This window comes from Paenibacillus haidiansis (assembly GCF_036553665.1).
Lineage (GTDB): Bacteria > Bacillota > Bacilli > Paenibacillales > Paenibacillaceae > Fontibacillus > Fontibacillus haidiansis.
In genome coordinates this window covers 183,804-207,612 of record NZ_JAZHPZ010000006.1, presented here as the reverse complement: position 1 = coordinate 207,612, position 23,809 = coordinate 183,804, and the positions used below count along the sequence as shown (strand labels likewise).

23 protein-coding genes and 1 riboswitch are annotated in these 23,809 nt (G+C 56.1%); of the genes, 19 read left to right on the top strand and 4 right to left on the bottom strand.

The window, feature by feature from the left end; genetic code table 11:
* The first annotated feature begins 3 nt into the window (after nucleotides 1–3).
* From V3851_RS14410 to V3851_RS14385, 6 genes are all read left to right on the top strand, one after another.
* The gene (locus V3851_RS14410; protein ID WP_331847253.1) at nucleotides 4–576 is read left to right on the top strand and encodes a histidine phosphatase family protein; all 573 of its coding nucleotides are present in this window, start codon (nucleotides 4–6) and stop codon (nucleotides 574–576) included.
* Nucleotides 577–840: 264 nt separating this feature from the next.
* Complete coding sequence (locus V3851_RS14405; protein ID WP_331847252.1) at nucleotides 841–1,446, top strand: MarR family winged helix-turn-helix transcriptional regulator; 606 nt, start codon at nucleotides 841–843, stop codon at nucleotides 1,444–1,446.
* A gap of 13 nt (nucleotides 1,447–1,459) precedes the next feature.
* A complete protein-coding gene (locus V3851_RS14400; protein ID WP_331847251.1) occupies nucleotides 1,460–2,908 on the top strand; it encodes an aryl-sulfate sulfotransferase in 1,449 nt (482 codons plus the stop codon).
* A 24-nt stretch (nucleotides 2,909–2,932) separates the two neighbouring features.
* On the top strand, nucleotides 2,933–4,030 hold the full coding sequence (locus V3851_RS14395; RefSeq protein ID WP_331847250.1) for an ABC transporter substrate-binding protein: 1,098 nt from the start codon (nucleotides 2,933–2,935) through the stop codon (nucleotides 4,028–4,030).
* A gap of 16 nt (nucleotides 4,031–4,046) precedes the next feature.
* Entirely contained in the window at nucleotides 4,047–4,862 is an 816-nt protein-coding gene (locus V3851_RS14390; protein ID WP_331847249.1) for an ABC transporter ATP-binding protein, read from the top strand.
* Nucleotides 4,863–4,877: 15 nt separating this feature from the next.
* On the top strand, nucleotides 4,878–5,657 hold the full coding sequence (locus tag V3851_RS14385; RefSeq protein WP_331847248.1) for an ABC transporter permease: 780 nt from the start codon (nucleotides 4,878–4,880) through the stop codon (nucleotides 5,655–5,657).
* Between the two features lie 60 nt (nucleotides 5,658–5,717).
* Here V3851_RS14385 and V3851_RS14380 read toward each other — a convergent pair whose 3' ends face one another.
* Nucleotides 5,718–6,134 carry a MarR family winged helix-turn-helix transcriptional regulator gene (locus V3851_RS14380; RefSeq protein WP_331847247.1) on the bottom strand — a complete coding sequence of 139 codons (417 nt, stop codon included), beginning with the start codon at nucleotides 6,132–6,134 and terminating at the stop codon, nucleotides 5,718–5,720.
* Nucleotides 6,135–6,300: 166 nt separating this feature from the next.
* On the opposite strand from V3851_RS14380, the gene V3851_RS14375 reads away from it, so the two are divergent.
* The 12 genes from V3851_RS14375 to V3851_RS14320 all read left to right on the top strand — a co-directional run bounded on the left by V3851_RS14375 (nucleotide 6,301) and on the right by V3851_RS14320 (nucleotide 19,472).
* Entirely contained in the window at nucleotides 6,301–6,777 is a 477-nt protein-coding gene (locus V3851_RS14375; RefSeq protein ID WP_331847246.1) for a DUF2798 domain-containing protein, read from the top strand.
* A 140-nt stretch (nucleotides 6,778–6,917) separates the two neighbouring features.
* The gene (locus V3851_RS14370; protein WP_331847245.1) at nucleotides 6,918–8,231 is read left to right on the top strand and encodes a putative DNA modification/repair radical SAM protein; all 1,314 of its coding nucleotides are present in this window, start codon (nucleotides 6,918–6,920) and stop codon (nucleotides 8,229–8,231) included.
* A complete protein-coding gene (locus V3851_RS14365; protein ID WP_331847244.1) occupies nucleotides 8,219–8,986 on the top strand; it encodes a TIGR03915 family putative DNA repair protein in 768 nt (255 codons plus the stop codon). The genes V3851_RS14370 and V3851_RS14365 overlap by 13 nt, the downstream gene beginning before the upstream one ends.
* 247 nt (nucleotides 8,987–9,233) lie before the next feature.
* Entirely contained in the window at nucleotides 9,234–10,109 is an 876-nt protein-coding gene (locus tag V3851_RS14360) for a TRM11 family SAM-dependent methyltransferase (RefSeq protein WP_331847243.1), read from the top strand.
* Nucleotides 10,110–10,276: 167 nt separating this feature from the next.
* Complete coding sequence (locus V3851_RS14355; RefSeq protein ID WP_331847242.1) at nucleotides 10,277–11,785, top strand: methyl-accepting chemotaxis protein; 1,509 nt, start codon at nucleotides 10,277–10,279, stop codon at nucleotides 11,783–11,785.
* Nucleotides 11,786–11,897: 112 nt separating this feature from the next.
* A riboswitch (cobalamin riboswitch) is annotated at nucleotides 11,898–12,104 on the top strand.
* Nucleotides 12,105–12,328: 224 nt separating this feature from the next.
* The gene (locus V3851_RS14350; RefSeq protein WP_331847241.1) at nucleotides 12,329–13,345 is read left to right on the top strand and encodes an ABC transporter substrate-binding protein; all 1,017 of its coding nucleotides are present in this window, start codon (nucleotides 12,329–12,331) and stop codon (nucleotides 13,343–13,345) included.
* On the top strand, nucleotides 13,342–14,388 hold the full coding sequence (locus V3851_RS14345) for a FecCD family ABC transporter permease (protein ID WP_331847240.1): 1,047 nt from the start codon (nucleotides 13,342–13,344) through the stop codon (nucleotides 14,386–14,388). The genes V3851_RS14350 and V3851_RS14345 overlap by 4 nt, the downstream gene beginning before the upstream one ends.
* Nucleotides 14,385–15,239 (top strand): ABC transporter ATP-binding protein, encoded by an 855-nt coding sequence (locus V3851_RS14340; RefSeq protein ID WP_331847239.1) that lies wholly within the window; start codon nucleotides 14,385–14,387, stop codon nucleotides 15,237–15,239. Before V3851_RS14345 ends, V3851_RS14340 begins: the two co-directional genes overlap by 4 nt.
* A gap of 62 nt (nucleotides 15,240–15,301) precedes the next feature.
* Nucleotides 15,302–16,390, top strand: coding sequence for a nicotinate-nucleotide--dimethylbenzimidazole phosphoribosyltransferase (gene cobT, locus V3851_RS14335; protein ID WP_331847238.1), 1,089 nt, complete (start codon nucleotides 15,302–15,304; stop codon nucleotides 16,388–16,390).
* The gene (locus V3851_RS14330) at nucleotides 16,387–16,998 is read left to right on the top strand and encodes a bifunctional adenosylcobinamide kinase/adenosylcobinamide-phosphate guanylyltransferase (protein WP_331847237.1); all 612 of its coding nucleotides are present in this window, start codon (nucleotides 16,387–16,389) and stop codon (nucleotides 16,996–16,998) included. Before cobT ends, V3851_RS14330 begins: the two co-directional genes overlap by 4 nt.
* Complete coding sequence (cobS, locus tag V3851_RS14325; protein ID WP_331847236.1) at nucleotides 16,995–17,801, top strand: adenosylcobinamide-GDP ribazoletransferase; 807 nt, start codon at nucleotides 16,995–16,997, stop codon at nucleotides 17,799–17,801. The genes V3851_RS14330 and cobS overlap by 4 nt, the downstream gene beginning before the upstream one ends.
* 54 nt (nucleotides 17,802–17,855) lie before the next feature.
* Nucleotides 17,856–19,472, top strand: a complete 1,617-nt coding sequence (locus V3851_RS14320; protein ID WP_331847235.1) for a cobyric acid synthase — start codon at nucleotides 17,856–17,858, stop codon at nucleotides 19,470–19,472.
* 22 nt (nucleotides 19,473–19,494) lie between these two features.
* Here V3851_RS14320 and V3851_RS14315 read toward each other — a convergent pair whose 3' ends face one another.
* Nucleotides 19,495–21,186, bottom strand: a complete 1,692-nt coding sequence (locus V3851_RS14315; RefSeq protein WP_331847234.1) for a methyl-accepting chemotaxis protein — start codon at nucleotides 21,184–21,186, stop codon at nucleotides 19,495–19,497.
* Between the two features lie 321 nt (nucleotides 21,187–21,507).
* On the opposite strand from V3851_RS14315, the gene V3851_RS14310 reads away from it, so the two are divergent.
* A complete protein-coding gene (locus V3851_RS14310) occupies nucleotides 21,508–22,209 on the top strand; it encodes a queuosine precursor transporter (RefSeq protein WP_331847233.1) in 702 nt (233 codons plus the stop codon).
* A 65-nt stretch (nucleotides 22,210–22,274) separates the two neighbouring features.
* Here V3851_RS14310 and V3851_RS14305 read toward each other — a convergent pair whose 3' ends face one another.
* Together V3851_RS14305 and csaA are read right to left on the bottom strand one after the other, a co-directional pair.
* Nucleotides 22,275–23,360, bottom strand: a complete 1,086-nt coding sequence (locus V3851_RS14305; protein WP_331847232.1) for a M24 family metallopeptidase — start codon at nucleotides 23,358–23,360, stop codon at nucleotides 22,275–22,277.
* 66 nt (nucleotides 23,361–23,426) lie between these two features.
* The gene (gene csaA, locus V3851_RS14300; protein ID WP_331847231.1) at nucleotides 23,427–23,756 is read right to left on the bottom strand and encodes a chaperone CsaA; all 330 of its coding nucleotides are present in this window, start codon (nucleotides 23,754–23,756) and stop codon (nucleotides 23,427–23,429) included.
* Nucleotides 23,757–23,809 lie beyond the last annotated feature (53 nt).

Below are 23,809 nucleotides of genomic sequence, written 5' to 3'. Positions count from 1 at the left end.
CCCATGGAATGGTGGATGATTCGCCATGGCATCACGGAATGGAATGCCGCCCGCAAATATCAAGGGCACAGCGATACGGAGCTGCTGCCGGGGGAAGCCGCGGGGCTTGGCCCATTGCGTACGGAGCTGGCGGGCGTCTCTTTCTCCGCCGTGTATTGCAGCAACCTTTCGCGCTGCCGCAGCACCCTGGAGCGGACCCGTCCGGATTTGACGGGCTACGCCCGCTATGACGGACGCCTTAGAGAGATGAATTTCGGCACATGGGAGGGCCAAACCTACGATATGCTCAAGGACGATGAAGCCTACCGCAGCTGGATCGACAATCCGCAGGCCGTCACGCCCCCGGGCGGCGAGTCCTGGCTAGCGTTTGAACGCCGTGTGTTTGAAGTATACGAAGAACTTGCCGCCTATTCGCGGCAGCTTGTTTCGGAAGAGCTGGAGCACCCGCTGCTGATCGTCGCCCACGGCGGGGTCATTTCCCTGCTTGCCACCCGGCTTCTCCCTGGAGCAGGATTCCGTGATATTCAAGCTAAAATTACGCCGGGAGAGGTATTGAAGCTGCAATTTCCCTTTTAAGCGAAATATAAAGTAAGCGAAATTTATAGTTTTTAATTCATACTTGACAGGTAAGAATTATGGGTTTAATATGATGTAAAATCGTTTATCAGTCATTTTCTTAGCGCTAAAAATTTCGGCTAAAAGATAACAGTTTTTGAACTATCTTTTCACTAATGAGAATGGCAGGCAGCAGCCGATTGGACCGCCAAAGGCTTCTGAAGGGTTCCCGTATGGGAAGCTTTCGGGGGCCTTTTTTGTTGTTTGAAAATCAGGGGGGATCAATTGAATGAAGCATGTGGGGGTGAAGCCGACATCGTGAGGTGCAAAGAGGAATGGGATCTGCTGGAGGAAGCGGATTGGCTGTTCCGGAAAATGGTGAGGAGATTCGTTAAGGAACGGGATAAGGTCGAGGTCGAGGGGATTTCGCTCCCCGGGCTGCTTGTCCTGCAGAAGATGATCCGCGAAGGGCCGCAGCGGCTCGGCGATCTGGCGGAGCAGCTTGATTTTACTTCCGGGGCCGTAACCGGTCTGTGCGACAGGCTGGAAAAGAAGGGCTTCGCCCGCCGGATCCGGAAGAACAGCGACCGTAGAACGGTCTGGCTAGACGTTACGCCGCGGGGCAGAGAGATGATGGATCGCAACCGGAATATCGGGACCGCATGCATCACAACCCTGTTTGCTGACTTTTCGGCCGGCGAGCTCGAGGCGATGAAGGGATTTTTTAAACAGCTGGCTTACAATCTCGAACAATTCTCCGGGACATTGAACACTTTGGCGGAGAACAATGCGAAGCAGGGGCTTAACTCGTCGGCGCCACTACGGCAGCCGAAATTGCAGGGTGAAGAGGCAGCCGACCGGAACCGTCCGGGAAATTTTTTATCTTATTAAGGAGTGGATTACCATGGGACATCCGACGATTTATCCGACTGGGGCGACCGTTTACAAACCGGAGAAAGCCTGGAGCGGTTATACGATTTATCAGGCGGCCGATGTGGGCGCGCTTTTGATTGATATGAACGGTAAGGAAGTGCATCTGTGGAAGGGGCTGCGCGGTTTTCCGAACAAGGTGCTGCCCGGAGGATATGTGCTGGGCAGTACGGCGGAGCGGGACCCAAAGCACGGGTTCCAGGATGAGGCCGATTTGGCTCAAGTTGATTGGGACGGCAATATCGTCTGGCGCTTCAACCGCCACGAATGGATTGAGGACCCGGGCCATGAGCCTCAGTGGATGGCGAGAGCCCATCATGATTACCAGCGTACGGGGAACCCGGTGGGCTATTACGTTCCCGGCGCGGAGCCGCAAGTCCATGGAGGCAATACGCTCGTACTCGTCCACCGCAATGTGCGCAATCCGAAAATTTCCGACAAATTGCTGCTGGACGATGCGATCCTTGAAGTGGACTGGGAAGGAAATATCGTCTGGGAGTGGAACTGCCATGAGCATTTTGACGAGCTGGGCTTTGACGAACAGGCCAAAAATGTGCTCTCCCGCGACCCGAATACCCGGTTCTTCGGCGATCACGCCGGGGACTGGATGCATATCAACTCGATTTCCGTGTTGGGGCCGAACCGGTTTTACGATGCCGGAGACGAACGTTTTCACCCCGACAATATCATCTGGGACGGCAGAGAAACGAACATTATCGCCATCATCGACAAAAAGACCGGCGGCATCGTCTGGCGGCTCGGCCCGGATTATTCCGGCCCCGAGTTCAAGCATCTGGGCTGGATCATCGGCCAGCATCACGCCCACCTGATTCCCCGCGGTTTGCCGGGCGAGGGCAATCTGCTGGTGTTCGACAACGGGGGCTGGGCCGGCTACGGCGCTCCGAATCCCGCATCATCCTACGGGCAAAAAAACGCGGTTCGCGACCATTCCCGAATTTTGGAGATCGATCCGGTCACTTTGGAAATCGTCTGGCAGTATACGCCGACCGAAGCCGGGTTCGTCGCACCGCTTGATTCTTATCGATTCTATAGTCCGTACATCAGCTCCGCCCAGCGCCTGCCGAACGGCAATACGCTGATTACGGAGGGGGCGGACGGCCGGATCTTCGAAGTGACCCGGGAGCATGAGCTGGTGTGGGAGTACATTTCCCCGTACAAAAACAAGCGCAATTCCAACATGGTATACCGCGCCTACCGCGTGCCGTACGATTGGGTGCCGCAGCTTTCCCGCCCGGATGAACGGGCGATCGAACCGCTCGACGTGGCCGCCTTCCGGGTTCCGGGCGCGGCGGGAACAGGCGCCCAATCCGTCGCCGTAGTAGCCGGAACGGTCTCCTACGAGGACGGAGCGGCCTGTGTCGCCCGTTCTGACGAGCGGCCGCTGGCTGAAGCCGAACAATAGAAGGAGAAGGGAGAAGGAGAGGGTATGCAGACAAACCATAAAAGAAAAAAAGCCGCCGCAATGGCATGGTTCATCCCGTTATTATTTTCATTTATTCTGGCGGCGACCGGCTGCTCGTCTCCGGGGAATACGGCGTCCAAAGCCAAGGCGGACGCGACCTCGGAGCAAGCGGGGCATAATGCCGATACCACCGGCGCTTCCAGCGGCGAAAACGCGGAGAAGGTAACGCTCAATATCGCCGACATTTCCTCCAACCCCGTATTCCGCACCGCCGTAAACAAAGGCATATTCGCCAAGCACGGCATCGAGGCGAAGCTGGTCACCTTCGCCACGCCGGCGGAAGGGATCAACTCGCTGTTCATCAAGCAGGCGGATATCGCCTGGGGCGCGGATTTCCCGATTTTGAACGCAGTCAGCAAAGGTGACTTTACTATCGTAGCCTCCACCGGAACTTCGACGGAACAAAACGCCAAGCAGTGGAAGCTGTTCGTGAGGGATGACATTCAAAAGCCGGAGGATCTTAAAGGGAAAAATCTGAGTTTTCTGCGGGGAACTTTCATCTCCTATCTGTGGGATGAGTATCTCGCCGAGCATGGCGTCGCTCTTGCGGACGTCAAGCTGATCGGGCAGGGCGGATCGGATGAAGCTTACGTCGCTCTGAAAAAAGGCGAGGTTGACGGCGTATGGGTCAGCGGCTCGGCCATGGTCGAAAAGTTCAGCGCGATCGAAGGTGCGCATGAGCTGACGGACATGTCGCAGACGAAGGTGCGGATAGGCAGCCAGATCGTCGTCCCGAATTCGCTGATCGAGGAGCATCCCGAGACAGTGGAGCAATTCCTGCTCGCTCTGGACGAATCCTCGAAGTTCGTCAAAGACCATCCGGAGGAAGTCGCGGATATTTTGTACGAGGAAGTCAAGCAGCCTAAGGAGGCCACGCTGAAGGATTTATCCGTGAACAACTGGCATGTTGATTTCACGCAAGGAGCGCTGGACAGTTTGGCGAGCCAAAAGAAATACATGGTCGAGAACGGAATTATCCAGCAGGATTTCGAATTGACGGACAAAATCGACCTGGATTTTCTGCGGGACATTTTACCCGACCGCGTGACGGTCGCGCCATAGGAAGGGGGAGCCTGGCATGTCATTGCTCATACGTAAACAGCCGGAAGCTTTAAAACCAAATCCAAACCATACGATCACGATTCAGGGCTTGAACAAGAGCTATAACGATGGAGCGGGCGTAGGTAGCGGAGACATCCACTACATTATCAAAGATGTGGATCTCGTGATCAAAGGTGGAGAGTTCTTCATTCTGCTCGGTCCGAGCGGCTGCGGCAAATCGACGCTGCTGAACATGATCGCCGGATTCATCTCCAAAACAAGCGGCCAGCTGCGGATCGGCGCGTCCGATATTTCAAAGCCGGGGCGTGACCGGGCGGTCGTGTTTCAGCAGGCGGATTCCTCGCTGTTTCCCTGGCTTACGGTCCGGCAGAACGTCGAATTCGGACTGAAGATGAAAAAAGTTCCCAAAGCCGAACGCAGGGCCGTATCCGAGCGGTATATCGATCTGGTCGGGCTTACCGGACACGGCGACAAATTGCCAAGGGAACTGTCCGGCGGTATGAAGCAGCGGGTGCAGCTCGCCCGGGTGCTGGCCAACGATCCGGAAATCCTGCTCATGGATGAGCCGTTCGGCGCGCTCGACGCGATGACCCGCCGGACGATGCAGAAGGAGCTGGTGCGCATTTGGGGCCAAACGAACAAAACGGTCGTGTTCGTGACGCACGATATTCAAGAGGCGATATTGCTGGGGGGACGGGTCGGCATTATGTCGCCCGGGCCGTCCTCGAAGATTTCGCATATTTACGATATTCCGCTAGCTTATCCGCGCGACGTGTCGGCCGCCGAGTTTTACGAATATTACAAGCTGATCCAGGCGCATTTCGACGAGTAGGAAGGGGACGAAATCATGACGGCATGGTGGAAAAAGAAATGGGCCGGGCTGGTCCTGCTCTGGGTATTTGTTCTTGCGGCCTGGCAGGGCGGCGCGATGATCTACGGGCCCGAGGTCATTCCCAGCCCCGTGGAGACGGTAAAAGGCGCGGTCGAGCTGCTCAATGACGGTTCGCTGCAAAAATATATCGGAATCAGCTTTTACCGGGTGCTTAGCGGCTGGGCTTTGGGCAGCGCGCTCGCGATTCCGCTCGGCATCCTGATCGGCAGGGTGGATTTTATCCGCCATTTTGCCGAGCCGCTGCTCAATTTTATCCGGTTTATTCCCCCGATCGCGTTTATTACGCTGTTCCTGGTCTGGTTCGGTATCGGGGAGCAGTCGAAGATCGCGCTGATCCTGTACGCGACGCTGTTCATCGTCATGATGAATACGCTGACCGGGGTTCTGTCGGTGGAGGAGGACAAAATCCGGGCCGCCCGCAGCATGGGGGCGACGGAGTGGCAGATCGTCCGGCATGTCGTCGTTCCGGCGACGGCGCCGTATATATTTACAGGTGTCCGGCTGGCGATGGGCACTTCGTACATGGCGATCGTCGGGGCGGAGATGATCGCCGCGAACGAAGGCGTCGGCTTCCTGATCTGGAATTCGCGGCTGTTTTTCCGTACGGATTGGATCTTCGTCGGTCTGATCTCCCTCGGCTTGATGGGGTTCATCACGGACCGCCTGTTCGGCTGGCTCGGGTGCAAGGTATTGTGGCGGTACGGGGTCGTCAGCTCGGCCCCGGTCAGAAGATAAACCCGGATAAATTTTAGAGGCCATCCCAGGCTAAGTCATTAGCCGGGGATGGCCTTTTTGTTACAGCCACGGCTCCCGCAGCATTTTTTTCAACAATTCAACCTGATCTTTGCCAAGCTTGTCGGCAATTTGCCGCTCAAGCCGGTCCTTGATGATCGCGGTTTGCCGGCAATAATCCGCGCCTTTCGGCGTTAGAACGATCTGTTTATCGCGTTCGTTTCCTTGCCCGTGGGCGACTTCGATATATTCGCCTGCAAGCAGGCCTTGAATGCTTTTATGGGTTCCCTGCCGGGAAATGCCTATCTTTCGGGCGACTTCAGAGATCGAGAGCTTATGATAGGCTTCGAGCACGGCCAAAATATGGGCTTCCGTTTTGTTGATTCCGTCATCGCTCAAGTCGCCGACCTGCTTGCGGAGAGCCGTGTGCTTGTCGCTGATTAAATCGATTAAATTGGATTGATTCATATGGTCATTCATAGTACAGCCCCGATTCTTTTTATAACTGTCATATTGAATAGACTAAACCAGGGAATGAAGCAAAATCAATTATATGTCAACCTAGTTGACAAAAATAACACGAAGTTGTTACTATAATCGGGTATCAAAAATTAATCATTACAGAGAAAAAGGAGTTATAGGCAGGATGGGGAGAAACAAAAAAGAAGCATTCGTTTTTACGCTGCTCATGTGTTTTTTTATGGTTACAGGGATGAATTTTTATAACGTGGCGCTGTTCACCGGATTTTCCAAGTCGCTGATCCCTGAATTTGCAGTCGGATTTCTGCCGGCGTTTATCGTCGCTTTAGTGCTGGATGTATTCATTGTCGGCAAATTCGCCAAAGGCTTGGCGGGGAAAATCGCGAAGGAACATGACCCGATGATCAAAAAAGTGCTGCTTATTTCCTGTTTCATGGTTATGGGAATGGTAATCTGTATGTCGCTTTACGGGACTATTGCTCATTACGGGTTTACGAATCATTTCGTAACCGATTATCTGACCACTGTTTGCCTGAATTTGATCTGCGCTTTACCGCTACAGCTTGTGGTCGTCGGCCCGCTGACCCGGTTCTTATTCAGCAAGATTTATCCTGTAGGGATGTCCAAGCAAAAATTGGCGTAACTTTCACATCAATATTTTGGATTGGCGAAAAGATCGAAGGCGTAACCTATGCCGGAGATCTTTTTTTAATAGGAAAATGTATCCTTGACTAGAACATGTGTTCCTATGTATACTAAGGTCAAAAGGGAGGCTAACGGACAATGGATCTGTTTGACAAGCTGACGATTTTAGCGGACTCGGCCAAGTATGATGTATCCTGCTCGTCCAGCGGGTCGGAACGCAAAGGGGGAGGTGCCGGAACGACGGGGAGCGCCGTAAGCACAGGCATTTGCCACAGCTTTGCCGCGGACGGGCGCTGTATTTCGCTGCTGAAGGTCCTGATGAGCAACAGCTGCGTTTTCGACTGCAAGTATTGCGTCAACCGTCGTTCCAACGACACGCGGCGGGCCATGTTTACCCCGGAGGAGCTCGCGGACCTAACGATGAATTTTTACCGTCGCAATTACATAGAAGGTTTGTTTCTCAGTTCCGGGATTATGCGCAACCCGGATTATACGACCGAGCAATTGATCCGCGTCCTGGAGCTGCTGCGCGATAAATACGGCTTCGGCGGCTATATCCATGTCAAGGCGATTCCCGGCGCTGACCCGGCGCTCATTTCCAGGCTCGGCATGCTGGCCGACCGGATGAGCGTCAACATCGAGCTGCCTTCGCAGGACAGCCTGAGCAAGCTCGCTCCGGACAAGACGAAGGACGCCATTCTGAAGCCGATGTCGGCGATTCGCCAGGGCATCCGCGAGAACAGTACGGATTTGGTCAAGTACCGCCATGCACCCCGGTTTGTTCCGGGCGGACAGAGCACGCAGCTCATCGTAGGGGCGACGCCGGACAGCGATTTGAAAATATTGACCCTGACGGAAGCGCTATACCGTAAATACGAGCTGAAACGGGTCTATTATTCCGCTTATACGCCGGTGATGGAGCATTCCCTGCTGCCTTCGCTGGACAGCAAGCCGCCGCTCCTGCGGGAGCATCGGCTGTACCAGGCCGACTGGCTGCTACGTTTTTACGGCTTCGAAGCGAAGGAACTACTGGACGAGCGCACGCCGAATTTCAATCCGTTCATGGACCCGAAATGCAACTGGGCGATGAACCATATCGACCGGTTTCCCGTTGAGATCAACACCGCGTCGTATGAATCGCTGCTAAGGGTGCCGGGAATCGGGGTGAGAAGCGCGCAGCGGATCGTCAAGGCGAGAAGAACCGGGAAGCTGGACTTTCCCGGCTTGAAGAAGCTCGGCGTCGTTTTGAAACGGGCGCAGTATTTCATCACCTGCTCCGGCCGGCGCCTCGAAGGATTGAAAGTGAACGAAAGCACAATCCTCAGATCGCTGCTGTCGACAAAAGAGCTGAATATGTTTTTGCCTCAGCCGCAAGTGGAGCAATTATCCCTGTTTACCGATGAGGAGCTGGCCGGAGGGGCCGCAAAGGAGCTGGTCCCATGCCTTGGATAAAAGACGCCGCCTATTCCTATGACGGCAGCTTTGACGGTTTGCTCACCTGCGTGTTTGAGAGTTATGAACGGAAGGAAGAATTGGTCGCAATCAGCTCCGATGGCGATCCGCAATACACGCTGTTCGGTACCCGGACCGTCGAAACCAGTGCGGAGAAGGCGGCGAGGGTATATAAGGCGATCGGAGCAACTATATCGCCTTCGGCTCAGGAACTGGTCCGGTTGGGGTTTCTCACCTGCGCCCCCCAGAAGGAGTTGTTGATCTACCGCTTTCTGAGGCTGGGGTTCAAGCGTGGGGGCGCGGTCATGAATATGCTGACGGACGATACGGTCCACCGGCTCCGTAAAGCGGTGCAGCAATTAAATTCCGAAAGCCGCACTCTCATGGGCTTTCTGCGTTTTTCGGTCTACGGCGATGTACTGGTTGCCGAGATTGAACCGAAAAATCATGTGCTGCCGACGCTGGCCCCCCATTTTTGCGACCGTTACCGCAATGAGTCTTTTATGATCTATGATCGGACCCATGGACAAGCGCTGATGTACAGGCCGGATGCGACTCACGAACAAAAGGTGAGCATCGTGGACGTTGAGGAGCTGATATTGCCGGAAACCGGTGAACAAGAACAGGCCTACCGCCGTTTGTGGAAGCAGTTCTATCATACGGCGGCGATCCGGGAGCGCATTAATCCCCGGGCCCGGATGTCCCATATGCCCAAACGATACTGGGCTCATTTGACGGAGATGCAGCAAGATTAAGGCGGTAATGAAGGGGAATCCGAACCAAAGGCTATTTGTTTGCCGGAAATACGACTCATCTCCTCCCGCTTTGATACAATGGGTAAGACTGTTGAGATGTTTTTACTGTTCGGGAGGAAGCGATAAAGTGCGGGAAGATGGTAACAAACCAACTATGAATTTAAATGAAAATTTTTATCCCGGAAATAAACCGGATCGGTATATTTATCCCTTTGCCTGCCATGAGAATGAGCGGGAGCTGTGTGAGATGGAGCTTCGCGCTCTCTTTGGGCGGGAACCCGGTTCACTGGCTTATATCGAAAGTCCGTTAATGATCGAGCCGGACCGGAGCCCGTTTATTTCCATGCGGATGGACGTGCTGTTCTCATCGCCTACGCTGGAAGGTCTCGTTGCTCAAGCGGCCGGGTTAATGCTGGAAGGAAGCACTTTTAAGGTGCTGTATCTCAAAAATGGACTAAAGCGGAGTTACGAGGAGCAGCGTCAACTGGAACGGTTGGTGGGCGCGAACATTCGGGGAACCGCCGACATGCGCTGTCCCGATATGACGTTCGGGCTCCTCTCGCATGAACGGGGCTGGATGCTCGGCCTTTGCGTTCCGGCAGATCATGCCTGGCGGCAGCGCATACACAAGCCGCAAAATTATTCCACCGGCTTGCCCGTTGCCACCGCTCGCGCCCTCGTGAATATCGCCGTCCCCAACCCGAAGGGCATTAAGGCGATCGATCCCTGCTGCGGGATGGGCAATGTGATGATCGAAGCGCTGTCTATGGACATCGATATCGTCGGGATGGATTTAAATCCGCTGGCCGTGCGGGGAGCGCGAGCCAATTTGGCGCATTTTGGCTATGAGAACCCCGGTTTGGTGTCGATCGGAGATATGAACCGGGTGACGGGACACTTTGATGCGGCCATTCTCGACATGCCGTATAATTTATGCTCGGTGCTCCCGGGGGAAGAGAAGCGGGCAATGCTGGCGAGTCTGCGCAGGTTCAGCGAGACTTCCGTCATTGTTTCCACCGAAGCGCTAGAGAGCGATTTATTGGCCGAAGGTTTTCAAATTTTAGATTACGGACAAGCGGCAAAGGATTCTTTTGTCCGGAACATTTGGGTCTGCAGAAGTTAGAAATAAATAATGAATTTACCTCAATACATAACATAATGTGTAATGTATTGGTTGTTATCTGTGAGAAATTGCTGAATTTTGTTTTATTTTTGCAAATAAGCTCTTTTTAAGTCTCAAGTCCTATTCTATAATGTAAGGTAAACTTACATAAGAGGAGTGGGGGAAGAATGAATCAACTCCGCGGAATGGGAAAACATGATCGCATACTTACTATGAACGCAGCGCTTTCTTTAATCCTTCCTAAGTTGAAGAGGGAAGGCAAGCGAGCATCCGGCGCTTCGATGCGCTTGCTTCCGATCGATCCCGGTGCGGCGGGACGCAGCGAGAGCGACTGGATGGCGATGGTCAATGAATCGCTGGTCGCATCCGACAGACTGAAGGCCGCGGTCGGCGAGGTCAACGAGAGTATCGAACAGCTCCAGCGTTTGTCCGATATTTCCTCGGTTGAAGATATGAAGCTTAAATCCAGCAGCGAACGTTCGCTGGAGCAGGTGCAGGAAAGCCTGGCCGCCATGCAGGAGGTCGCCTCCTCCGCACTGCGAATTCAAGAGGCCGCGGACCAGCTCCATAACCGGAGCGGGAGGACGCTGGCCGAGGCGTCGCGGATCACGGAGGCGCTGGCCGCCGCGGACGGGACGATTCGCTCGCTGGCGGAATCCCAACAATCCATCATCGGTCCGATGAGCGATTTGGAGCACAACACCCGGCAGCTCGGAAATTTATATCGCGAGCTGGAAGGCATCTCCGGCGAAGTATCGCTGCTTGCCTTGAACGCTTCCATCGAGGCGGCCAGGCTGGGCGAGCAGGGCAAAGGCTTCGACGTCGTAGCCGGCCGGATGCGTCAACTCGCGCAGCAGAGCAGCAAGGCGATCGGCAGCTCGGCACCGCTGTTCCGGCAGATCATGAGCGAAGTGGAAAGGGTCAAGGAAACGCTGAATGACGGCAAAAAATCGGCGATGGACGGAATTGAGCTGCTTAAATCGATGGGCGGCGATATCCGTTACATTTCCGAGGAGGTCGCCGAGGTCAATGAGCTGGTCGGCGAGACGGGGCGCCGCAGCCGGGAGCAGTCGGAAATGACGCGGAATATGGAGCTCATGATGAGGGAAGTCCATGCGGCGCTGAGCCGCAGCATTGTCCATGTGGAAGGCGCCTTGTCCCGTATGGAATCGCAGCGGGTTCATATCTCCAAGCTGCAAACGGTGTCCGGCGGACTCCACAGGGCCCAGGCCGAACTGATTTCATCCCTGGATCATGTGCGGAGTAACGCGAATTCCGGGGATGAAGAAGCGAAGCGGGAGTCTGCGGCTCAAGAGCTGGGACTCGCCTATGCGCGAAAGCTGCGGGAGCAGGCGGAAAGCGAAGCGATCGTCGCGATGCGCGAGCCGGAACATCGCGAAGCTCTGGAGCAATTGCTCGCAAGCGAAGCCGGGCTGGAAGCGGCCTGGAGCAACCGGGCGGACGGTTCTTTCGTCGTCTCGATTCCGGAGGCGGGGCTGCTCAATGCCAAGGGCCGCGAGTGGTTTCGCAAGGCTGTAAACGGGGAGACGGTAGTCTCGGAAGTGTATGTCTCCGCCATCACGAAGCGTCGCTGCATCACCTTGTCCGTGCCGATCGTTAAAGACGGCGCCGTGGTCGGTGTGCTCGGGGCGGACTTGTCCCTGGAGCAGTACTAAGCGGGCAGGAGACGGAGATGGATATCTATTACTAGAATCCCGGCCGGTTATATTGTAAGATTTAAGCTTTTCCCCTATAATCCAATAGAGAAAGAAAAGCTCTGATTCAAGCGAATAGAAAGCACCCGTTGGTCCTGAAGCTTGCGGCAAGCAGCTTCGGGTTAAAAGGGAAGCCGGTGCGAATCCGGCACGGTCCCGCCACTGTATTCAGGGACGAAGCTAGAAGTTATGCCACTGTCATGCGCCACAGCATGATGGGAAGGCGGGCTTTCGTCGCCAACCTGATAGTCAGGAGACCTGCCCACGGGAAGTAATAGACGGTCCTTCGAGGAAAGGATAACGCTCTGCATAGATTCGGAAGCTGTGTTCCCGGTATGAAACTCTAGGCCGGTTTCCGTTATAACTTTGTAGACGTAACCCATCCGACACAGGATGGGTTTTTCTTTTGTTCCGATCTTCCCTTGTGGGGGAATTGACCGGAAGCGGGGGTTCGCTTCGGCTCAGGCATTTCTTTGAGAACTAGAAAGCGAAGGGGAGAGAGCAATGAAGAAATATACTAAGCTTTTGGGAATCTGGCTGCTGGCGCTGATGCTGTTTATCATGGCCGGCTGCGGCTCCAATAACGGAAATTCGTCCGCAAACACCGGCAATAACGTGACTCAGGCCGGACAGGAACAACAGCAAGCGGGTAATGCCGCCGACCCGGAGCAAGGGGAACTGCGCACTGCATATCCGCTTACGGTAAAGGACGCTTTCGGCACGGAGTTCACTTTCGAATCCGCACCGCAGCGGATTGTCTCGCTGGCGCCGTCGGAGACGGAAGGGCTGTTCGCTCTGGGGCTGGATGAACAAGTTGTCGGGGTCTCCGATAACGACGATTATCCGGAAACGGTCAAAGACAAGCCGCGCATGGGCGGATTCCAGGTCAATGTGGAGGCGGTCGTTGCGGCCCAGCCGGACCTTGTGCTCGCGGGCAATCTGGTCGGCGAAGAGACGGTAAAAAGCCTGACCGATCTCGGTCTCAAAGTGTACCGTTCCAATTCCAAAACAGTGGAACAGGTGATGGAGAATATCCGGGCGGTCGGCGAAATCACCGATCACCAGCAGGAAGCGCTCCAGGTTACCGAGCAAATGAAGGCCGAGCTCGCGCAAGTGACCGACGCCGTGAAAAATTTATCCGACGATCAAAAGAAAAAAGTATACATCGAGTTTTCGCCGGGCTGGACGGTCGGTAAAGGCGAGTTCATGGACGAGATGATCACCTTGGCCGGCGGCGTGAACGTGGCCTCCGATATTACGGGCTGGAGCGAAATCAATGAAGAGAATATCATCCAGGCGAATCCCGACGTCATCTTGTACGCCAAGAGCGTCATCGACGAGAACAACCGGACGCTGGCGGAAATTATCAAAGGCCGCGGCGGCTGGGACCAAATTACGGCGGTCAAGGAAGACCGGATCATTGCGCTCGACGACAATTTGCTCAGCCGTCCGGGCCCGCGCGTGACCCAAGGGCTGATTGAAGTGGCGAAAGCGATCTATCCGGAACTGATGCAGCCATGAGAACCAAATTGGCGGGGTACGGAACGGTCGGCCTAGGCCTGCTAATTTTGACGCTGCTGATTTGCATCGGGGTCGGTTCCGTTCCTCTGCCGATCGGCGAGATCACCGCCATTTTGCTGCACCGGATCCCCGGGCTCGGAGAATGGATACAACCTTATTGGCCGAGCTCGTCCGAGCAAATCGTCATGCAGGTTCGCCTGCCCCGGGTGCTGCTCGGCCTGCTCGTCGGCGCTTCGCTCGCGGTCGCGGGCGCCGCATTTCAAGGGGTGCTGCGCAATCCGCTGGCCGACCCGTTCACCCTGGGGGTATCCTCGGGTTCGGCGGTGGGCGCGGCCGTGCTGATCTTTTTCGGCTGGCAGTTTTCTCTTGCAGGGGTGTTCACTCTGCCGATGGTCGCTTTTCTTACAGGTGCGGCCACATTGTGGGTCGTGATGCGGCTAGCCAGGGAGAACGGCAAAATTCCGATCGAAAGCCTGATTTTGTCGGGCGTCGTGATGCAGTCCTTCCTCGGATCGATCGTCTCCTTTCTCACAACGATGTCGAAAAGAACGGTGAACGAAATATTATATTGGACAATGGGAAGTCTCAGTCTCCGCGGATGGTCGTATACGGCCATCCTGCTTCCATATCTGGCCCTGGGTGGATTGTTTCTGTGGGGCCGGGCGCGTTCGCTGAACCTGCTCGCCTTGGGTGAGCGCGAGGCGGCGCATTCCGGGCTCAATGTGGAATGGACCAAGCTGATTGTTTTACTCGTGGCTACGCTGATGACGGCGGCCGCGGTGTCCGTGTCCGGAGTGATCGGGTTTGTCGGCCTTGTTGTCCCCCACATCATCCGGCTGATTACGGGGCCGGATTACCGGCTTATTATTCCGCTTTCCGCAATTGGCGGCGGTATTTTTATGATGTGGAGCGACCTTGCGGCCCGCTCGCTGCTCGCTCCGACGGAAATTCCGCTCGGGGTGGTTACGGCGTTCGTCGGCGCGCCGTTTTTTGCCTACTTGTTATATAGAAAGAAAAAATCGAGGGAGAGGGAAATGCGATGATCGAGGTGAAGGATGCCGCCAAATCGTACGGCCGCCTGCAGGCGCTGCGCGGGATCAACTGGAAGGTCGAACCCGGCGAGTTCTGGGGCATCATCGGCCCGAACGGCAGCGGGAAAAGCACGCTGCTTAGCCTCATTTCCGGAATCGAAGCCCCCGATTCCGGAGAGATCGCGCTTTCCGGACGTCCTCTCGTCTCGTACGGGCGCAAGGAATTATCGCGGAAGCTGGCCGTGCTACAGCAGGACGGGTTGCCGCAGGTTGATTTTACCGTCCGGGAAATTATCGAGATGGGCCGCTTCCCGTTTCAGGATTGGCTTGGCAGAGAAACCGGCGATAGCGCGGAGAAGCTGATGCAAGAGATTATGGACAGGCTGGAGCTTGACGGTTTGGCGGACCGTCCGCTCGCCAGTCTCAGTGGCGGACAGCGGCAGCGCGCCGCCCTAGGGAAAGTAATGGCTCAGCAGCCGGAGATCGTCCTGCTGGATGAGCCGACGACCTACCTCGATATCCGCTACCAGATGCAATTTATGGAGCTGGTCGCGGGCTGGCAGCGGGACGAAGGCTTAACGGTGATCGCCGTCATGCACGATCTGAATCTCGCTTCGCTGTACTGCGACCATCTGCTGGTTCTACACGGGGGAGAAGTGGCCGGACTCGGCACCCCAGCCGAAATTCTGCTGCCGGAAACCGTGGAGGCGGTATTCGATGTCAAATCCTATAGCGTTGTCCATCCCGACACAGGGGGGCCGCAGATTCTGCTGCAAAAGACAATAGGGACCGGCATGGACCGAACGCTAGCTCCGAATACTCCGGGTACCGTTTTAGAAAAGATATCGGGAATGGTAGAATGAGAGTTATACAACCGGGGTAAACGTGATTGATAGTTTATTTTAAGAGAGGAGAATTCGAAAAAATGAGCCGATCGATTATGGACATCGCCGCACAGGTGCAAGGGCCGGACAAGACCGCCTCCAAAGCGGCGGCAGCCTATCTGGACAGCCTGACCAAGCCGCCGGGAAGCTTGGGCAAGCTGGAAACGCTGGCGGTGAAGCTGGCGGGGATTACCGGCGAGATTAAACCGTCCTTCCCGGGACGGGGCGTCGTCGTCATGGCCGCGGATCACGGCGTATGCGAAGAAGGGATCAGCGCGTTTCCGGCGGAGGTTACGCCGCAAATGGTGCACAATTTTCTCTCCGGCGGCGCGGCGGTCAATGTTCTTTCGCGCCAGGCGGGCGCGGAAGTCATGTGCGTCGATGTGGGCGTGAACGCCGAGCTTCGTCATCCCGGCCTGATCTCGCGGAAGGTCCGCTACGGCACGGCCAATATGGCCAAAGGTCCCGCCATGAGCCGGGAAGAAGCCGAGGCGGCCATTCTGGCGGGGATCGAGGTTGTGGAGGAAGCGGTCGCCCGGGGGATCAAATGCTTTGTCACCGGCGAGATGGGTATCGGAAACACGACGGCCAGCGCCGCGATCATGAGCGCTTTGACCGGCATTTCGTCACTGGAAACCGTAGGCCGGGGAACCGGCATCAACGACGAGCGGCTCCGCCAAAAGGTGCTGATCGTGGAACGGGCGCTGGAAACGAACCGCCCGGACGCCTCGGACGCGGTGGATGTGCTCGCCAAGGTAGGCGGGCTGGAAATCGCCGGGCTTACCGGGGTAATTCTGGGCGCCGCCGCAAACCGCTGTCCGGTGATTCTGGACGGGTTTATCTCCGGTGCGGCGGCGCTGGCGGCCGTGCGCATCGCGCCGGACAGCATCCACTATATGATCGCCTCCCACGTGTCGCAGGAGCAAGGGCATGTGTACCTGCTCAAGGAGCTGGGCCTGGAGCCGATGCTCTATCTGGACATGCGGCTGGGCGAAGGAACGGGAGGCGTGCTCGCTTTGCATCTGATCGACGCGGCCTGCCGGATCATGGCGGAAATGGCCACCTTCGAGAGTGCCGGCGTCTCTTCGGGGACGGATGGGACGAAGCCGGCCGGAAAGGCACATTCATGATCGTAATGGTGACCGGAGGAGCCCGCAGCGGCAAAAGCGCCTTTGCCGAGAAATGGTGCATGAAGCATGCGGCCTCCGGGCTGTACATAGCAACGGCCCAGGCCTTTGATGATGAGATGCGCCGCCGCATCGGGCTTCACCGCCTTCAGCGCGAGGAAAGCGGGTTCCCGTGGACCACGGTCGAGGAGCCGCTGGAGCTGGCGGCTCTGCTGGCCGGTGAGAGCCCGGGAAGACTGGGCGGGGCTGCTCTCCCTGACCGGAGCGGACCCGAAAAAGGCCTGGCTCCGGTCGTGTTGGTCGACTGCCTTACCCTATGGCTGTCGAATGTGCTGCTGGCGGCGGGAGCGGAGGGGGATGCTGCGGCCGAAGAAGAAGCGGTCGCGCTGGAAGTGGAGCGGCTCGTTACGGCTGTCGCTTCTTACCCGGGAAGGCTGGTGCTGGTGACGAACGAGGTCGGCAGCGGAATTGTGCCGGAATATCCGCTCGGCCGGCGATACCGGGATTGGGCCGGAATATTGAACCGGAAAATAGCCGCCGTATCGGATCAGGTATTTCTCGTCACTGCCGGAATTGCCATCGAACTCAAGAGCAGGGAGTACAAGCTATGAAGGACAAAGGACGGCCGGTTTTGGCCGCTTTTCAATTTCTGTCGCGGTTTCCGGTGAAGGCCGAACTGGATTTCTCGCCGGAGCCGTTGCGCCGGAGCGTTAAATATTATCCGCTCGTCGGGGCGGCGATCGGGCTTGCGGTTCTGGTCGCAGGCCTGCTTGCGGCCTGGTTGCTTCCGCCCTTGCCTGCGGCCGTGGTGGCGCTGATCCTCTGGGTGTGGCTGACCGGAGGCTTGCATTTGGACGGCTGGATGGATTCCGCCGACGCTTTGCTCAGCTACCGTGACCGCGAGCGGATGCTGGAGATCATGAAGGACAGCCGCGTCGGCGCGATGGGCGTGCTGGCCTGCGTGTTGTTGCTGCTGCTGAAAATGTCGCTGCTCGCCTCGCTGCTCTCCGCCGGCGGTTTTCCTGCGGCAGCTGCGATCCTGACGGCCCCGGTGTGGAGCCGCTGGTTCATGGCTTTGGCCATGAAGCGGTGGCCGGTCGCCAGGGACGGGGGAGGGCTGGCCGGGCTGTTTCGCGGCCTCGGCGCCAAGGATGTGGCGATCGGGGCGGCTATGGCCCTGCTGCTGACGGCGGCGAGTTCGGGCGCCGCCGTGGCGCTGACCGGCGGCGGGACAGCCCTGCTGCCGACAGCCGGATTCTATATCGCGGCGCCGCTGCTCGCACTGGCCGTGGGAACACTGGTCGCGAATAAAATCAGCTCGAGGCTGGGCGGCCTCACCGGCGATGTATACGGGTGCTTGATAGAAGGGCTGGAGGCTTTGCTGCTGCTGCTCGCGGTCCTCTTTTTTTGCTGATCAAACGGGGTGGAGAGCGGCTGAACACGAACGACGCTACGGAGGCGGGTTTAAATGAACGAAATACCAAGATTGGAACGAAAGCATGAGGACGGAGCGCAGGGCGCGGTCTTGATGGTTCAGGGGACGGCGTCCGACGTGGGAAAGAGCATACTGGTGACGGCGTTATGCCGGATTTTTACCCAAGATGGTTACTTGACCGCCCCGTTCAAATCGCAAAATATGGCCTTGAATTCATACGTTACCCCCGACGGCAAGGAGATCGGGAGGGCGCAGGGGATTCAAGCGGAGGCTTGCGGCATCGCCGCGACCACGGATATGAACCCCGTGCTGCTTAAGCCGACCGGGGAGATGCATTCGCAGGTCATCGTTCACGGCAAGCCTTATCGCGATCTCAGCGCCGCGGGCTACCGCGAGGGGTTCCTGCCCATGGCGAAGCCGCTCGTGATGGAAGCGCTGGGACGGCTGCGGCAAACTCACGATATCGTCGTGATGGAGGGGGCCGGCAGTCCGGCGGAAATTAATTTGAAGCATCGCGATATCGTCAATATGAATCTCGCCGGTTGGGCGGACGCCCCCGTTATTCTGGTGGGCGATATCGACCGCGGCGGCGTGTTCGCGTTTCTGGTCGGGACCTTGGAGCTGCTGGAACCGGAAGAGCGGGCCCGGGTCAAAGGATTCATTATCAACAAATTCAGAGGGGATATCTCCCTGCTGAAGCCCGGCCTGGACTGGCTGGAACAGCGGACGGGCATCCCCGTGCTCGGCGTGGTGCCGTATATGCCGGACCTGAACATCGAAGCGGAGGATTCGGTGGCTTTGGACGGATTTCAAAGCAGGATGGCGGCGGGGAAAGACCTGGACATCGCGGTCATCCGCTATCCGCTGATCTCAAATTTCACCGATTTCGACATATTGGCCGCCGAGCCGGACGTTTCCCTGCGATACATTCAGCACCCGTCGCAGCTCGGCGATCCGGACATCATTATCCTGCCCGGCTCCAAAAATACGATCGGCGATCTGGAGTATGTCAGGCGGCAAGGGCTGGACGAAGCTATCCGCGAAGCGATGGAGCGGCGGAGCCATACCCGGCTGGCCGGGATCTGCGGCGGCTATCAGATGCTGGGCCGGGAGATGCATGATCCGGAGGCCGTGGAGTCGCCGGCGCCGCGCCATGCGGAGGGCCTCGGCTGGCTGCCGCTTGAAACGACGTTTATTCCCGGCAAAACGACGATCCGTGTCAGCGGGACGACAGCCGCGGGCCAGTCCGTGCTAATCCCCGGCTCCAAGACCGGTTATCCGATTCGCGGATATGAAATCCACGCGGGCAGGACGGTGGCCTGCGGAAAAACCGAAGCCGGAGCGGACCTGGAGGCGGAGGTCATTCCTCTGTTCCGCATTCATGAAGAAGGGGGAGCCGAGCGGCCGGAAGGCTGCACCCGGCCCGACGGGCGCGTGTTCGGCACTTATCTGCACGGGTTGTTTCAAAACAACGAGTGGCGGAGGGCCTGGCTGAACCGCGTGCGTATGGATAAGGGACTTCCTCCCTTGGAAAACGAATTATCGGCGGAATCGCGGAAAGAAGAAGCTTTTAACAAGCTGGCGGATCATGTCAGAACTCATCTGGATATACCGAGGATATATAACATCATGAAAAAAGCGCCCCTTTAAATACAGGGGCGCTTCTTCTTTATTAAATTTTGAATTTTTCCACCGCTTCCTGGAGGGAACGGGCCTGCTCATTGAGCGCCTCCACCGTTCTGTTGTGAACCTCCATCTCATCGATTTGCCGGCCGGAATATTTGGCGATCTTCTCGATGTTATGCAGCGATCTTGCCGTGATGTTCGCGGCTTCTTCGACGGAAGCGGTCACTTCCTCCGTTCCGGCGGATACTTCCTCGGTAGAGGCGGAGACGGATTGAATCGTCATATTGATATTGAAGATCAAATCCGTCAATTGCCCGAACGCGATGCCGGCCTGGCTGACCCGATCGGTACCGGACTTGATCTCCTGGCTGACGAGCTCCATAGCCTCCACGGAATTTTTCGCCTCTTCCCGGATGCTCAGGAGGTACTCGCCGATCTGATCCATGGCGGTTCTGGATTGTTCGGCCAGCTTGCGTACTTCTTCGGCGACGACCGCGAACCCTTTGCCGTGTTCCCCGGCGCGGGCCGCCTCAATGGCCGCGTTAAGGGCCAATATATTGATCTGCTTCGTGATTTCCATGATCACGCCGACGACGGCGGCGATCGATTCCGATCTCTCATTCAGCACGGAGATGGAATCCCGCGACTTGGATGCCGCTTGTTCCACCAGCCGCATTTGCTCGACGGCCGTTTTGGCCAGCTCATTCCCGGAGTTCGCCTCGCCCGAGGCCTGTCCGACCTTCTCCGACACTTCCGCGGACGAGGCCGCGATATGCTGGATGCCTTGCGAGATCTCTTCCATCGCCCGGGCGTTCTCCGCGGCGGTCGAAGCGATCGTTTCGCTGCCTTTCTCGATTTCCAGCGTCGCATTTCCGGCGCGGTCGATCAGCTTCTTGAATGTCGTTGTGGACTGAAGCAGCTGGTCGGAACCGCTCACCACCGAATGGGAAGTTTCCAGCACTTTGCCGATCATTTCCTTCAGCCGGCCGTTCATGCTCCGGAAGCTTTCGGCGAGCAGCCCGACCTCGTCGTTCGAAGTGAAATCGATGCTTTCGCTGAAATCTCCCTGCGCCATCTTTTGCGTGGCTGCGGCGAGCTTCTTGATCGGACCCGTGATTCGCCGGCTTACCAAATAGGCGGCCAGCATGCCGACGACGATTACGGATAAGAAGATGACGGAGCAGATGAGGTAGATGTCCGATTTTATATCATCAATAAATGAAGCGTTCATCGAAGTGGCCAATACGGCGGAGCTGCCCGGAAGGGCTATGTAACCGGTTTTGTGGGAACCGTATTGATCGGAATACAAATCGCTGATACTGGCTTTGCCTTTGGATTCGGCGGCTTTCATAGCTTCCTGGACTTCAAGCCGGTCGCCCACCTTCATGGGGGATCCCTTGCTCACTCCGATTACGGTAGCCTGTTCCTCCTTCAGATCGATGAGGTAGACCGAGTCCAATTGGTATTCTTCGACCTTCTCCGACAGATAGGATTCCACGGCAAACCGCGAGTTCTCTTTCCCGCTCAAAAGCTGGAGCGCTTGGCTGGTGTCCAGGTTTTTGAAAATATCCTTGGAACTCGTCTGAAGCACTTTGTCGAATTGAGGAAGGACGTTCTTCTCGATGATTCCCATGGAAACCAAAAAGAAGCTGGTGCTGAACAGCAGCGAAGAGACAATGATGATGATGGCAAAGGTGAGCATGAACTTGCCGTTAATCGAATGTTTTGTTTTTGTCATGGAAATCCTCCCCATTTTCTCCTGTTTAAAAATTTTTTTATAGTTCTTTCTGTACAGTATGGTGCGGTATGGTGTCTTCAGACTTATTGACCACCGTTACATTAGAACTATTTTATAGAAAAATAAGGATTTTGAAAATGCTATTTATCATTTTTTATTCATTTTCAGAAAGAGTTTCGTGATCAAAACATGAATTTTTGACCATCTTCAAAAAAGGATAGCCTTTTTGCCCGTGGATATGGTATCTTTGGACTTGCTGTATGTACGATTGCAGCCGCGGTTCGTAACCATCCCGCGTAATCAAAACTAGGAGGAATTTGCATGTTTAATATAGGGTGGGGCATATTTTATGTGCTCGTCAATTTTACGTTCTTCTTGCTCTGCTATAAATTATTCGGGAAAAAGGGGCTCTACGCCTGGATCGGTGTGGCGACGGTCGTCGCCAATATCCAGGTCGTCAAGACGGTGGAGATGTTCGGCATCGTCATGACGCTCGGCAATACGATGTATGTCAGCTTATATCTGACCAGCGACCTGCTGAATGAGAAGTTTGGACGGCAGGAGGCGAAAAAGGCGGTCTGGTTCGGATTTTTCACCCTGATCATGACCACGGTGCTGATGCAGATGACGCTTGTGTTCCGGCCGCAGGAAACCGATATCGCGCAGGGCTCGCTGGAAACGATCTTCGGTCTGATGCCGCGCCTGGCGCTCGGCAGTCTGACGGCGTACTTTATCAGCCAGTTTCTCGATGTGCGGCTGTATTCCTGGATTCGCAAATATTATCCGAAACGGCATCAGCTATGGATTCGCAATAACGGCAGCACGATGGTGAGCTCGTTTGTGGACACGCTGATCTTCTGCTCCATCGCTTTCTTAGGCGAATACAGCTTTCAAGTTTGGCTCGAGATTCTGTTTACGACCTATATATTCAAATTTGTGTTGACCGCGGCGGGAACCCCGTTTCTGTATATCGCCCGCAATTTTCACCACGAAGAGGACGAACCCGGCAAAGCCGTATCCTAAACAAACGAAAACCTCCGGACCGCATACCCGCGGATCCGGAGGTTTTTGTATGGACGAATAAACCATTACAAATAAGTAAGCTGCTTGGGAAAAGAGGTCAATACCTTTACCCCGGAATCGGTCACCAGGCAATCGTCCTCAATCCGGACCCCGCCGACGCCGGGAACATAAATGCCCGGTTCCACGGTAAATACGTTGCCTTCGCCGAGCAGATATTCGTTCTGACCGTGAACCGACGGGAATTCATGGACATCGATGCCAAGCCCGTGACCGAGCCGATGGTTGAAGTACGGCCCGTATCCGGCCGCTTCGATTACGTCTCTGGCGGCCTTGTCGATCGAAGCAAAGGTTACGCCCGGGCGAATGGCCGCGATGGCGGCTTCGTTGGCCGCAAGGACGGTTTCATAGATGCGAACCTGTTCCTCGGTCAGCTCTCCGAAGGCAAAAGTCCGCGTGATATCGGAAGCGTATCCCGCGGCGTAGACGCCGATGTCGAACATCAGCAGATCGCCGCGGCGCAGCTTCCGGTCGCCGGGAACCCCGTGCGGCAGCGCGGTCTTCTCGCCGATAAGCACCATCGAATCGAAGGAAGGCCCGTCGGCGCCCAGTTTCCGGATCTGGTACTCGACTTCGGCGACGAGCTCATTTTCCGACACGCCCTCCTTCACTTGTTTAAGCGCCGCTTCCAGCACTTGCTCGATCAGATGCACGGCATGGGACATCTTCTCCACTTCCGCGGCGGTTTTACGGACGCGCAAGTCGCGAAGCCAAGGGCCGACATCATAGGATTGGACGAAGCCGAGCGCCTCCTTCAACTGCTCGTAACGGGCTACCGTAAGATTTTCCTTTTCCAATCCGAGCGTTCCGACGGAGCCTTGCAGTCTTTGATTTAACAACAGATAAGGATTGTCCGTATCCAGGTGGGTAATGATCTCCATCCCGTTCGTTGCCTGGCGTGCCGCTTCTTCATCCAGCGCGGGGACAACCAGTACCGGCTTGCCGCCGGGCTGAAAAACGACGCCGAGAAACCGCTCGTGCGGGTTGCTTAAGAAACCGGTCAAATAGTAGACGTGCTTGGGATCGGTGATCAGCAGCGTTTGGATTCCCTGCCCGATCATGCTTTGCTCCAATCCGGACCAATGCTCATTCATGTGTATACTTCCTTTCTTATCTTCTCCATTAATTATAAGCTACTATTTTCCGAAAAGAAAAAGATATCAGGCGATCGGCGTTCCGTCGGGAAGCGAAGCGTCCGGCCGCAGCAGCACGACATCGCCTTCTTCCGGCACTCCGCCCAGGACCAGCACTTCGGATACAAAGCCGGCGATCCGGCGGGGAGGGAAGTTGACCACGGCGATCACCTGGCGGCCGATCAAGTCCTCCGGACGGTATCGTTTGGTGATTTGCGCGCTCGAGGCTTTGACGCCGAGCTCCCCGAAATCGATTTGCAGCTTGATGGCCGGCTTGCGCGCTTCCGGGAAAGCCTCGGCCCCGAGGACGGTACCGACCCTTAAATCCAGTTTCATAAAGTCTTCGATTTGAGCCATAATTTTATAACCTCCGAGATTGTACTTTTTAGTATGTTAGCATAAGCGGGAGC